Here is a 13,576-nt window from a genome sequence, read left to right on the forward strand (position 1 = left end):
ATTTGAAGAATAATTTTAAATTAGTATTATCAGTAATATTATCAGTGATAGTTTTCTTTGCGATAGTTGTGGCATCAGACAATGTTATTTCAAATGTTCAAAGAGATATGTTTGATCGAAAGATTCAGATATATAAAGAACTTAAGAAAAATTACGATAAGCCAGAAGCAGCAAGATTAGCAAGAGTGAAGTATATATATGATCCTGCAAAAGACAAATCCTCATATAGTAATGGAGCTTTAGAATTATCCAAACGTGGGAAATTAGATACTGATAATGAAATAACAACATTTACTGATTTTGATGAGAGATATATCTACTTTAAGACAGGAAATGATAGAGATTTAGTCTCAGAGAGATTCCCAAGATTATGGAATTTTAATAGAGCTAGATTTATTGTTGTTACGATTGCATATTTTATTATCGTTAACTTAATAATTTATCTGTATTACAGAAATCAAAGAAATACAGAGAGAGACATTGAAGAAGTTACAAATTATATAAATAGTGTTAGAAAATCTAATGACTATAACTCAATTATTTTGCCTCCTGACGATAAACTTTATGATCTTTCCCAAGAAATAAATAGTCTAGGAGAAGATCTAAATAATATAAGAATAGCTTCAAGATTAAGAAAACGTCGATTTGAAAGTTTGATTGGTCATTTGCCTGTAGGAGTTATGTTAATGAGTAAGACTGGACAAGTTTTGCTGCATAATCAGGCCATGGCTAATTTGTTAGGAGTTAATATTTCAAGTGAAATTCACCCATTTGTTGAAGATGTTAAAACATATGAGCTTTCTCAAATGATTGAAAAGACTCTTCGAAAGAATCAAAACTATCATAAGATAATTCAGTTAGTAGGAAATACTAATCGCTATGTTGATGCCACAGTTACTAGACTTGCACACTCTAGTGAAGAGATGATAGATCAACAAATAATGTTAATTCTATATGATCTAACTGATACAAAATTAGCTGAGAAACAACAAGAAGATTTTGTGAACAATGTAAGTCATGAATTAAAAACACCAATTACATCGATTCAAGGATTTGCAGAAACATTGAAGAATGGTGCAAAGAATGATCCACAAATGCTAGATCATTTCTTGGATATAATCTATGATGAATCTGTTCACCTAAACGATCTGGTTCAAGATATTTTATCTATTTCAAAAATTCAGACACAAGATGATGAATTAGAATATGTTGACGTTAAAGCATTAATTGATAAAAATATTCAGCATCAGGCGCTATCGATTTACAATAAAAATATTAGAGTTGAGACAGAATTTTTTGGAAGAAAAACTGTTGAAATTAGTAAATCTAGGTTAAATAAAATTATTGAAAACCTACTAAAAAATGCAATTTCTTACAACAAAGATGGTGGTGAAATCAAGATTGAATTCCACCATGATGAGATTAAAAATCGTGTGAGATTATCTGTTGAAGATACTGGTATAGGTATTAAAGAGGCAGATGAACAAAGAATTTTCGAACGATTCTACCAAGTTGATGAATCTAGAAGCAAAAAAGTCGGTGGTACGGGTCTAGGATTATCTATTGTTAAAGAAACTGTAGAAAAAATGAATGGTGATATTTATATTGAGTCTCATTTGGGATTGGGTACGAAATTTATCGTTGATTTACCTTTATAAAAACAGCAAATTTATTGCTGTTTTTTTTTATTTGTATACAAAAAATATACATTTAAAACGTATTATTAATCATACGGGGTGAAAATAGTGAAAAATAAAAAAATAGCAGTAATAGTATCTATGCTTTCACTTATCTTAATTTTAAGTGGATGTGGAAAAAGTTCATATGAATCAATAACAGCAGTTGGTTCCACTGCTGTTCAACCATTAGTTGAACAGGCTGCAAGCAAATACGATCTTGAACATGACAATACTTATATCAATGTTCAAGGTGGAGGATCTGGTACTGGGTTAAGTCAGATTCAACAAGGAGCTGTTGATATAGGTAGCTCTGATTTGTATGCTGAACAGAAAAAGGGAATTGATGCATCAAAATTAGTGGATCATCGAATCTGTGCGGTTGGTATGGTACCGATTGTTAATAAAGAAGTGAAAATTAACAATTTGACACTTACTCAACTAAAAGATATTTTTTCTGGAAAGATTAAAAATTGGAAAGAAGTCGGCGGACAAAATTTAGATATAACAATTGTCAATCGTGCAGACGGTAGTGGAACAAGAACAGCATTTGCAAATGATGTTATGGGTGATACAGAATTTGCTAGTTCTCAAGAACAAGATTCAACTGGAACTGTACGTCAAATCGTTAAAAATACAGATGGCGCTATCAGTTATGTTTCAATGCCTTATCTAGATAACAATACTAAGCCATTAAAAGTTAATGGGGTAAAAGCTACTGTGGAAAATGTTCAATCAAATGCTTGGCCTATCTGGTCATATGAACATCTTTATACTAAAGGCGAACCAAAAGGTCTTACTAAGAAATTTTTAGCATATCTAATGACAGATGAAGTTCAGAATAAAATTGTTAAAGAAATGAAATATGTTCCAATAAAAGATATGCAATATGAAAAAGATGCAAATAACAAATTGATAAAAAAATAGTTTTATAAGGGGATATCACTTTGAAAGATACTATTAGAGAGAGTCTGACACAGAGATCTAAATCAGCAAAACTTGAAACACGTGGGAAAATTATCTCACTAAGTTTTACTGCTGTAATTGTTATTTTAGTTATTTCAATTATTGGATTTGTTGCTGCTAAAGGATCATTAATTTTTATTAAGGACGGGGTTAATCCTTTTGATTTTTTGACACATACAACATGGAAGCCTAACACACTGGATGCAAATGGTCATCCAATTATCGGAGCAGCTCCGATGATTGTTGGATCGTTTGTTGTTACACTTTTCGCTGCAATTATTGCTACACCTTTTGCTATTGCAGCAGCTGTATATATGACTGAAATATCATCAAAATGGGGTAAGAAAATTCTTCAACCTGTTATTGAACTACTAGTTGGTATTCCATCAGTTGTTTATGGATTTATTGGTTTGACAGTTGTTGTACCTTTTGTAAAGGACGTTGCCGGAGGAAGTGGACTGGGTGTACTTTCAGGTGCGTTTGTATTATTTGTTATGATTTTACCAACTATTACATCAATGACTGTTGATGCTCTAAAGGCTGTGCCACGCAACTATCGTGAAGCTTCATTGGCTCTGGGTGCCACACGATGGCAAACTACTAGCAAAGTGGTCTTACGTGCTGCCACACCAGGAATTTTGACAGCAATTATTTTTGGAATGTCACGTGCATTCGGTGAAGCACTTGCTGTTCAAATGGTTATTGGTAATGCTATGTTGATGCCAACGAGTTTGGTATCACCTTCGTCTACACTAACATCAGTTCTAACAATGAATATGGGGAATTCTGTTCAAGGATCAACTTCTAACAACGCACTATGGTCACTTGCGCTAATTTTATTACTTATGTCACTTATTTTTAATACTGTTACAAGAGCCATTGCTAAGCGAGGTGAGTTCTAGTGTTTAATGCAAAAGTAAAAGATAAAATAGCCACAGGAATTATTTATACTCTGTCAGGAATTATTGTTATAATTCTTGCTTCACTACTACTTTATATTTTGGGTAGCGGACTTCGCTACGTGAACTGGGATTTTCTAACATCTACTTCATCGGATTTTTCAAAGGGTAGTGGTGTTGGTGTTCAATTGTTCAACTCGTTTTATCTTCTAGTTATATCAATGCTGATTTCTATTCCTATCTCTGTTTCTTCAGGAATATATCTATCAGAATATGCTGGAAAAAGTAAAATTGTAAATGTCATTAGAATCTCAATAGAAGTTTTAAGTTCATTACCATCAATCGTGGTTGGTTTATTTGGATTTTTAGTTTTCGTAATATATTTTCACATGGGATTTTCAATTTTATCAGGTGCTCTAACTCTTACGGTATTCAATCTACCAATTTTAACAAGAAGTGTTGAAGACTCTCTAAAAGCTGTACCTGGCTCACAACGTGAAGCTGGTCTATCACTTGGCTTATCAAAATGGGAAACAGTGATTCATGTAATTATCCCTAGTGCATTGCCTGGTATCATCACAGGTATGGTTTTAGGAGCGGGTAGAATTTTCGGTGAAGCTGCTGCTCTTATCTACACAGCCGGTCAAAGTGCTCCACCACTGGAATTTAGTAACTTTAATATTTTCAGTCCTACTAATCCACTTAACTTGATGAGACCAGCTGAAACATTAGCTGTACATATTTGGAAGGTTAATTCTGAAGGACTAGTTGCTAATGCTGATCAAGTTTCCGCAGGATCATCTGCTATCTTGATTATTGCTGTTTTGATATTTAACTTATTAGCAAGATATATTGGAAACAAAGTATATAAGAAGATAACAGGGGGTGAATAGGGATGGCAGATAAATATATTCTGGAACTAGATAGTAATAAACACGAAATTGCTATGGAAACAAAGAATGTTCAAGTTTTCTATGGTGAAAAAGAAGCCTTAGAAAAAACATCAATGCAATTTGAAAGATACAAAATCACTTCTCTTATTGGCTCTTCTGGATCTGGTAAGTCTACATTCTTAAGATCACTTAATCGTATGAATGATAATGTTCCTGGTGCAAGTGTTAAAGGAGAAATCATCTATAGAGGTTTAGATATCAATAAAAATGATATTGATATTTATGAAACGAGAAAACATATCGGAATGGTATTCCAAAGACCTAATCCTTTTTCTAAATCTATCTATGAAAATATAACTTTTGCACTTAAACGACACGGTATGAAAGATAAAAATGAATTAGATGAAATTGTTGAAACAACACTAAAACAAGCATCTTTGTGGGAACAAGTTAAGGATGATCTTAACAAGAGTGCTTTGGCTTTGTCAGGTGGTCAACAACAAAGACTTTGTATTGCAAGAGCTATCGCAATGAAACCAGACGTTTTGTTAATGGACGAACCTGCTAGTGCGCTAGATCCAATTTCAACAGCAAACATTGAAGAGACAATGTTAAATTTAAAAGATAACTACACAATTATTATCGTTACACATAATATGCAACAAGCATCACGTGTTAGCGACTATACAGCCTTTTTCAACATGGGAAAAGCTGTAGAGTTTGATGAAACAAGAAAGATCTTTACTAGACCAAAGATTCAACTAACTGAAGACTATGTTTCAGGACATTTTGGATAAGGGGGCTTCAAAAAATGGCAGAAAATCCAACAATTTTAACATCTTCTAATGTTCACTTATTCTATGGTAAAAAAGAAGCGCTAAAGGGGATTAATTTATTTTTCAAAAAGAACGAAATTACAGCACTTATTGGACCATCAGGTTGCGGTAAGTCTACTTATCTTAGATGTTTAAATAGGATGAATGACTTAATACCTAATGTTACTATTACTGGAAATATCGAAATGGAAGATAAAAATCTCTATGCCCCAAATGTTGATACTGTTGAACTACGTAAAAAAGTAGGGATGGTATTCCAACAGCCTAATCCTTTTCCCTTTTCCATTTATGAAAATGTAGCATATGGTTTGAGATTAGCTGGAATTAAGGACAAAACTTACATTGATGAAGCCGTTGAATCTAGTTTAAAACAAGCAGCGGTTTGGGAAGATGTAAAAGATAAGTTACATGAGAACGCTCTTTCTTTATCTGGTGGTCAACAACAAAGAGTATGTATTGCTAGAGTTCTAGCAGTAAAACCAGAAATTATTCTTTTAGATGAACCTACAAGTGCTCTGGATCCAATATCTTCTGGTAAGATTGAAGATATGTTATTATCTTTAAAAAAAGAATACACAATAATCATTGTTACACATAGCATGCAGCAAGCTTCAAGAATTGCTGATAAAACTGCATTTTTTTTAAACGGTGATTTGATAGAAGTTGCTGAAACTAAGAAGATTTTCTTAAATCCAGAAAAACAAGAAACCGAAGATTATATTTCAGGAAAATTCGGGTAGGAGGATAATTATGGCAGGAAATTTAGAAGAAAGATTAAATGATTTACATCTTAGATTTTCAGAAATGGGTATGATGGCCATTGAGGCAACAACAAAGGCTGTAGAAGCATATATTGCACATGATAAGGTAATTGCACAAGAAGTTATCGATGCTGATCAAAATCTAAATTCCCGAGAAACAGAGTTAGAGAAGAGTTCTTTTGAAACTATTGCTCTACAACAACCAGTTACATCTGATTTGCGTATGATTGTGACTGTTTTGAAAGCAAGTTCTGATTTAGAGAGAATGGGTGATCATGCGGTAAGTATTGCGCAAGAAACCATTCGAGTTAAAGGTGAACATCGTATTCCTGAAATTGAAAAGAAGATTGCTGAATTAGGCGATATGAGTACCAATATTGTCGAAAACGCACTTGAAGCTTATCTGAAAAAAGATAAAGAAATGGCTGAAAGGGTTTCTGCTGGAGATTTCAAAATAGATAAAAAATCTGCTGAGATAGTAGATGACTGTATAAAAGCAATGCAAGAAGATAGTGATTCAGTATTAAGTGGAACTTCATATATGCTAGTTTCAAGTTATCTAGAACGTATTGGTGACTATGCTAAGAATCTTTGTGAATGGGTTGTCTACCTAGAAACAGGACATGTTGTAGAACTTTATTCAAAGGATATTGAATCTGAAGATTAATATTGAAAACAATCTTAGACTGTTGTACATTGACTATACTGAGGTTGAGAGATGAAAAAGAAATTAACAAGATCAAGTAAAAATAGAATTTTAGCTGGTGTTTGCGGAGGTATTGCCGATTATTTAGGTATTGACGTAGTATGGGTCAGATTAATTTTGATTATCCTAACTCCGCTAACTTATTTTTTAACTGTTATAGCTTATATAGTGGCTATATTCCTAATTCCAGAAACTAGAAATATACAGATCACTGATGGTAGTAGAAAAGATGTTACTAATTCAGTCAAGGTTTCAGATGAGGAGAAAAAATAATGTTACGCTTTATCGCAAGAGTTGGAATTTATACTGTTTTATTTCTAGCAATAACTGCACTATTTCCTAGATACTTCTTTATAAGTAGTTTTGGATCTGCTCTAATTGCTAGTGTTATTTTAGTAATTTTAAATGCAACCATTAAACCGTTTCTAAATTTTGTTTCGTTACCTATAACAATGTTAACTTTTGGTTTTTTCACTTTTATAATAAGTGCCATTACTTTGGAGCTAACATCTTGGATAGTAGGATCAACAAGATTTAATTTTACGAGTTTTTGGTCAGCATTGTTCATAGCAATATTAATTTCAATATGTAATTCCATTATAAATTCATATTTGATGAAGAATTTTCAAAAACGTGTATAAATTACACGTTTTTTTTATATACTTTAAAATGATAAAATAGAATATAACTAATAAGAAGTGAGGCATAATTATGGCTGATTTTGTTACAGTTTCAAAATTTGTTAAGGAAAATGATTTAACTTATCTTGGTGGAGAAGAATTTGCTGCAAATAAGAAAATCACAACTAGTGATATATCAAGACCAGGTATTGAATTGACAGGGTACTTTGACTATTATCCTAGTGAACGAATTCAATTATTTGGACAAACTGAATTTGCGTACTCTAAAACAATGACTTCTAACAATCGTTATAAAGTAATGCTTGAATTATGTCGCGAAGATACACCAATGCTGCTAGTAGCTAGAGATATCGAACCCACTCCTGAACTTTTAAAAGCAGCAGCTGAAAATAAGGTTCCAGTAGTTGGTTCAAAAATTCCTACAACTAGACTATCAAGTATTATTACAGACTATTTGGATCGCGAGTTAGCACCTAGAGAATCTGTTCATGGTGTTTTGGTTGATGTTTACGGAATTGGAATAATGCTAACTGGTCATTCAGGAATTGGTAAAAGTGAAACAGCTCTTGAATTAGTAAAAAGAGGGCACAGATTAATTGCAGATGACCGTGTTGATGTATATCAACAGGATGAAAAAACTTTAATGGGTGAAGCACCCAAAATTTTAAATCATTTGTTGGAAATTCGTGGAATTGGAATAATAGATGTTATGAATCTCTTTGGTGCAGGTGCAGTTCGCTCACGTAGTGAAGTTCAGCTTATTATCAATCTAGAAGATTGGTCACCAGATCAGAATTATGACCGCTTAGGAACAATGGAAGACAGTAGAAAATATTTTGATGTTACTGTACCAAGAATTAATATACCTGTTAAAGTGGGTCGTAATATCTCAATTATTATTGAAGTAGCAGCAATGAACTTCCGTGCTAAACGTATGGGATATGATGCCACAGAAAAATTTGAACAGAACCTTAATAATTTGATCAAAGAAAACGAAGAAAATGATAAGGAATAGTGAAAAATGATGAACTTAGAATTTTTATCTTTGAATCCAATAGCTTTTACTGTTGGTAGCTTACAAGTTCATTGGTATGGTTTGATAATTGCCTTAGGCGCAATCTTAGGAATTGCATTAGCAATTAGTGAAGCAAAACATCTAGGTGTAGATACCGAGAATATCCTAGATTTAGTATTATACGGTGTTCCAATAGCTATAATTGGTGCAAGATTGTACTATGTAGTATTTGAGTTACCTTTTTACTTAGCTAACCCAGGTGAAATAATAAAAATTTGGCATGGTGGTATAGCCATATATGGTGGTTTAATAGCTGCTTTTATAGTGTTATTAGTATTATCCAAGAAAAGAAATATATCAGCGTGGACTATGCTGGATATTGCAGCACCAGCTGTGATGATTGGTCAGATTGTTGGTCGTTGGGGTAACTTTATGAATCAGGAAGCTTATGGTGCCAAAGTGAGTTTATCTTTTCTACAAAGTTTGCATCTACCTAACTTTATTATTAATCAGATGTTTATTGACGGAGCATATCGTCAACCTACTTTTCTGTATGAATCTCTATGGAATTTAATAGGACTGATTATAATTCTTTCCATTAGGCACAGGAAAAACTTTTTGAAACGTGGAGAGGTTTTCTTATCATATCTAATCTGGTATCCAGTGGGCAGAATTTTTATAGAAGGAATGAGAACAGATAGTCTGTACATAATTCCCGGGTTGAGAATATCTCAATTATTATCGTTGGTATTCTTGATAGTAGCAGTAACATTATTTATTTATCGTAGAAAAAAATATGATGAACCATATTATGAGCAAATAAAATAGCATTTTATAATTAAAGTGCTATCATGTGGTAATGATTAAAGGAGGGTGTCAATAATGAAAAATTATGATGTTGTAGTTATTGGTGCAGGTCCTGGGGGACTAACTGCCGCACTTTATGCTTCACGTGCAAATCTTTCGGTAGCAATTTTAGATCGCGGGATTTACGGCGGTCAAATGAACAATACAGCAGAGATAGAGAATTATCCTGGTTTTGATTCTATTTTAGGACCAGACTTAAGTGAAAAGATGTATAATTCTTCAACTAGATTCGGAGCAACTTTTGAATATGGAACTGTTGAAAGTATTGAGGATAAAGGATCAAAGAAAATTATCCATACTGATGATGGGGACTATGAAACTAGTGTAGTAATTATCGCTACAGGATCACAATATAAAAAGATTGGTGTTCCTGGAGAAGAAGAGATGTCTGGACGAGGAGTATCTTACTGTGCTGTATGTGATGGTGCTTTCTTCAAAAATCAAGATGTAGCAGTAATTGGTGGGGGAGATTCAGCCGTTGAAGAGGGTGTTTACCTAACTCAATTAGCTAAATCAGTTACAATCATTCACCGTCGTGATCAATTACGTGCTCAAAAAATTCTTCAAGATCGTGCATTTAAAAATGACAAAATTAATTTTGTTTGGAATGCAGACGTCGAAGAAATCACTAGTGAAGATGGAAAAGTTAGTGGAGTTAAATACGTAGACAAAGAAACTGGCGATGAAAAAGTAGTTCCTGCAAGTGGTGCCTTTATTTATGTCGGTATCCAACCAATGACAGATCCATTCCAAGATTTAGGTATTTTGGATTCAGAAAACTGGATTGAAACAAATGATAAAATGGAAACTTCAGTTCCAGGAGTTTATGCTATTGGAGATGTTCGTAAAAAAGATTTACGACAAATTACAACAGCAGTTGGAGACGGTGGTATTGCCGGACAAGAAGCTTTCAATTACATTCAAACATTATCAGATGCTGATTTAGCAGATGTAAAATAAAAAGAGTAACTCATAAAAAGTTACTCTTTTTTTATTTATTTAAAATAGTTCTTGAATAACCTCGTAATTTAAATGATACTTACAAGTAGCGCTTTATTATTGGGAGGGAATTATGGTTGTTATTAATTACATAATGAGCTTGGGTGCCAATGTTATGATGCCCATTGTTTTCATTATTTTAGGACTTTGTTTAGGACTTGGAGTAGCGAAATCTATCAAATCTGGTATTATGGTCGGTGTTGGTTTTGTTGGTCTTACAATTGTTACAGAATTATTAGCTGAAAATCTTGGACCAGCAGTTAACAAAATGGTTCAGATATATGGATTGAACTTAAAGGTTTTGGATATTGGTTGGCCAGCAGCTGCTACAGTATCTTATGGTACAAAATTAGGAGCTATCGTCATTCCAGTAGGACTAGTTATTAATATGATCATGTTATTCACTAAAACTACAAATACAATGAACATCAATTTATGGAGTTACTGGCACTATGCTTTTGTTGGAACTCTTGTAACTATTGCTACAAATAGTTTTTGGTTAGGATTCTTTGCATTAGTTGTTACAATAGTATTTACATTAGTAGGATGTGATTTATCACAGAAAAAAATGGAAGAATTTTATGGTGAAGAATACAAGGGAGTGTCATTCCCTCAAGCATTTTCGGTCGGATTCATTCCATTTGCTATTGCTGTAAACTGGATTATTGAGCGTATTCCTGTAATCAATAAAATAGATATTGATGCAGAAAAAATGCAAAAGAGATACGGATTATTCGGAGATCCAGCATTTTTGGGTGTTATAATTGGTATTTTATTAGGATTAATTGCCCATTATACTGTTGCTAAGATGCTAACGCTTGGTATCACTATGGCAGCTGTTATGGTATTGATACCTAGAATTACTAAAGTATTCATGGAAGGATTGAACCCTACTTCACAGAGAGCTCAATACTTGCTTGTTAACAAATACAAAACAAACCGTGATATTAGTATAGGTATTACACCTTCAGTTATCATTGGTCATCCAGTTACATTGGCAGTAGGATTATTATTAGTTCCTATTACACTATTCTTGTCAGTTATCTTACCAGGGAACATGTTTTTACCACTTGCTTCATTGGCAGGTTTAATCTATGTATTTCCTTTGGTACTTCCTTATACAAAAGGAAATGCATTTAGAACTCTAATTACTGGTATAGTTGGTATCATGTGCAGTTTGTGGTTTGCTACTGCACTAGCACCTACATTTACAAAAGCAGTTCATACTGTTAGTCCCAAATTAATACCTCATGGTACTAATGGTGTAGCCTCGTTGGACTTCGCGGGAAGTTTGATTGCTTGGGTAACATATGAATTGTCTGTAAATGCTACTATCATCGGAGTTATTGTTTTAGGTATAGCTACATTGGCATTAATGCTTTACAATCGTAGAAAAATTGTTGCACAAAAATAAAGACTGGAGACAGTCTTTTTTTATTTATCTGAATAATATTTTTACATTTAAGAACAATTTAAGATTAATTTTCTATCATATAAAAAACGATTTTAAAAATGACAGATTGATTGATATAATCAAATGTAAGGACTTACATAACAGGAGGAACCAATATGTCTTGGCAAGATACAATGCAAACATGGATTAATTACGAAAATATGGATCCTGAATTAAAAAATCAATTATTAGATATGCAAAAAGATGAAGCAGTTGCCCAAGAAGCATTCTATGCACCTATGGAATTTGGTACAGCAGGTATGCGCGGACTTATTGGACCTGGAATAAACAGAATGAATATTTATACAGTCCGTCAAGCCACTGAAGGACTAGCATCATTTATGGATACTTTGGGAGATGATATCAAAAAAAGAGGTGTGGCAATCAGCTATGACTCTAGATACTATTCTCAAGTATTTGCTTATGAATCAGCAAGAGTTCTAGGACAACACAATATTAATTCTTTCGTTTTTGATAGTTTGCGTCCAACACCAGAATTATCATTTGCAGTAAGAAGACTAAATACTTATGCCGGAATTATGATTACAGCTAGTCATAATCCTAAACAATACAATGGATTTAAAATATACGGTCCAGATGGTGGACAAATGCCACCAGAAGAATCTGATAACATAACTAATTATGCTCGTGCAGCGAATGATTTATTTGCAATTAAGGTGAAGTCTATTTCACAATTGCGTGATGAAAACTTATTACAGATAATAGGTGAAGATGTTGACCAACTATATCTTAAAGAACTGAACAGTGTAATTGTAAATCATGATTTGATTGAAAAAGTAGCTGATAAAATTAAAGTGGTATACACTCCACTACATGGAACTGGTAAAATGATTGCTCCTCGAGTATTTGAAAATTTAGGATTTAAACAATTTTCTATGGTCGCAAAGCAGGCAATATTGGATCCAGAGTTTGCTACTACACCAGCACCTAATCCAGAATTTGCCCAAGCTTTTGATATGGCAATTGCTGAAGGTGAAAAAGTAGACGCTAATATTCTTATTGCCACAGATCCAGATGCTGATCGTTTAGGTGCTGCTGTTCGCCAACCTGATGGATCATATGCTTTAATGACAGGTAATCAAATTGCTGCAGTAATGCTTAACTACTTACTCCAAGCCAAGAAGGAGTTAGGTCAATTGCCAGCTAATGGGGCAGTGATAAAATCAATTGTCTCATCAGAATTAGCAGCAGCTGTTGCTAAGAGTTACGATATCGAAATTTTTGATGTACTTACTGGCTTCAAATATATTGCAGAAAAAATTGAAGATTTTGAAGAAACTAATAGTCATGAATTCCTATTTGGATTTGAGGAGAGTTATGGTTACTTAGTTAAACCGTTTGTCCGTGACAAAGATGCAATGCAAGCAACTATTTTATTAACAGAAGTAGCTGCATATTATGAATCAAAAGGCATGACAATTTATGATGCATTGCAAGAGTTGTATAACAAACTCGGCTTTTATCATGAAGAGACTATTTCCAAGACATTTGACGGTATATCTGGAAAAGATCGCATGCAAGAGATTATGAAGGAATTTCGTGAAGATGGTTTATCAGATATCAATGGTGTGAAAGTTACCAAAACAATTGATTATCTAGGAGAAACTGATCTTCCTAAAGCAGATGTGCTTAAATATATCTTGGAAGATGGTACATGGGTAGCTATAAGACCATCAGGTACAGAACCCAAGATGAAGTTTTATGTTGGAGTAACTGCTGATACTGAAGCAAAATCTGAGAATAAATTAAATGAGTATGTAAAAACAATTAAAAGTTGGGATTAAAAAGAGACCTTTAAAGGTCTCTTTTTTTAGGTTGCTAATAATGGCGAACATACGTTTGT

At 33.3% G+C, this 13,576-nt stretch carries 14 protein-coding genes; all 14 read left to right on the top strand.

What is annotated here, in order from left to right; all coding sequences use genetic code 11:
- Positions 1 to 2: 2 nt before the first annotated feature.
- Entirely contained in the window at positions 3 to 1,658 is a 1,656-nt protein-coding gene (locus CS873_RS03245) for a sensor histidine kinase (RefSeq protein ID WP_245823080.1), read from the top strand.
- A gap of 120 nt (positions 1,659 to 1,778) precedes the next feature.
- Positions 1,779 to 2,603 (top strand): phosphate ABC transporter substrate-binding protein, encoded by an 825-nt coding sequence (locus CS873_RS03250; RefSeq protein WP_099975337.1) that lies wholly within the window; start codon positions 1,779 to 1,781, stop codon positions 2,601 to 2,603.
- Between the two features lie 20 nt (positions 2,604 to 2,623).
- Entirely contained in the window at positions 2,624 to 3,544 is a 921-nt protein-coding gene (gene pstC / locus CS873_RS03255) for a phosphate ABC transporter permease subunit PstC (protein ID WP_099974446.1), read from the top strand.
- Entirely contained in the window at positions 3,544 to 4,434 is an 891-nt protein-coding gene (gene pstA / locus CS873_RS03260) for a phosphate ABC transporter permease PstA (protein WP_099974447.1), read from the top strand. Before pstC ends, pstA begins: the two co-directional genes overlap by 1 nt.
- A gap of 2 nt (positions 4,435 to 4,436) precedes the next feature.
- Positions 4,437 to 5,231 carry a phosphate ABC transporter ATP-binding protein PstB gene (gene pstB / locus CS873_RS03265; protein WP_099974448.1) on the top strand — a complete coding sequence of 265 codons (795 nt, stop codon included), beginning with the start codon at positions 4,437 to 4,439 and terminating at the stop codon, positions 5,229 to 5,231.
- A gap of 14 nt (positions 5,232 to 5,245) precedes the next feature.
- Complete coding sequence (gene pstB, locus CS873_RS03270) at positions 5,246 to 6,010, top strand: phosphate ABC transporter ATP-binding protein PstB (RefSeq protein ID WP_099974449.1); 765 nt, start codon at positions 5,246 to 5,248, stop codon at positions 6,008 to 6,010.
- Positions 6,011 to 6,020: 10 nt separating this feature from the next.
- On the top strand, positions 6,021 to 6,698 hold the full coding sequence (gene phoU, locus CS873_RS03275) for a phosphate signaling complex protein PhoU (RefSeq protein ID WP_099974450.1): 678 nt from the start codon (positions 6,021 to 6,023) through the stop codon (positions 6,696 to 6,698).
- A gap of 51 nt (positions 6,699 to 6,749) precedes the next feature.
- Positions 6,750 to 7,010: a PspC domain-containing protein gene (locus CS873_RS03280; RefSeq protein ID WP_099974451.1), complete on the top strand. Its 261-nt coding sequence runs from the start codon at positions 6,750 to 6,752 to the stop codon at positions 7,008 to 7,010.
- Positions 7,010 to 7,378: a phage holin family protein gene (locus CS873_RS03285; RefSeq protein ID WP_099974452.1), complete on the top strand. Its 369-nt coding sequence runs from the start codon at positions 7,010 to 7,012 to the stop codon at positions 7,376 to 7,378. Before CS873_RS03280 ends, CS873_RS03285 begins: the two co-directional genes overlap by 1 nt.
- A gap of 70 nt (positions 7,379 to 7,448) precedes the next feature.
- Complete coding sequence (gene hprK, locus CS873_RS03290) at positions 7,449 to 8,393, top strand: HPr(Ser) kinase/phosphatase (protein WP_099974453.1); 945 nt, start codon at positions 7,449 to 7,451, stop codon at positions 8,391 to 8,393.
- A 6-nt stretch (positions 8,394 to 8,399) separates the two neighbouring features.
- Positions 8,400 to 9,221, top strand: a complete 822-nt coding sequence (gene lgt / locus CS873_RS03295; RefSeq protein WP_425435970.1) for a prolipoprotein diacylglyceryl transferase — start codon at positions 8,400 to 8,402, stop codon at positions 9,219 to 9,221.
- Between the two features lie 51 nt (positions 9,222 to 9,272).
- Positions 9,273 to 10,220 (top strand): thioredoxin-disulfide reductase, encoded by a 948-nt coding sequence (gene trxB / locus CS873_RS03300; protein ID WP_169922477.1) that lies wholly within the window; start codon positions 9,273 to 9,275, stop codon positions 10,218 to 10,220.
- 112 nt (positions 10,221 to 10,332) lie between these two features.
- On the top strand, positions 10,333 to 11,673 hold the full coding sequence (locus CS873_RS03305) for a PTS galactitol transporter subunit IIC (RefSeq protein WP_099974455.1): 1,341 nt from the start codon (positions 10,333 to 10,335) through the stop codon (positions 11,671 to 11,673).
- A 155-nt stretch (positions 11,674 to 11,828) separates the two neighbouring features.
- Entirely contained in the window at positions 11,829 to 13,517 is a 1,689-nt protein-coding gene (locus tag CS873_RS03310) for a phospho-sugar mutase (protein ID WP_099974456.1), read from the top strand.
- Positions 13,518 to 13,576 lie beyond the last annotated feature (59 nt).

The organism is Companilactobacillus metriopterae, assembly GCF_002762335.1.
Classification (GTDB): Bacteria; Bacillota; Bacilli; order Lactobacillales; family Lactobacillaceae; genus Companilactobacillus; species Companilactobacillus metriopterae.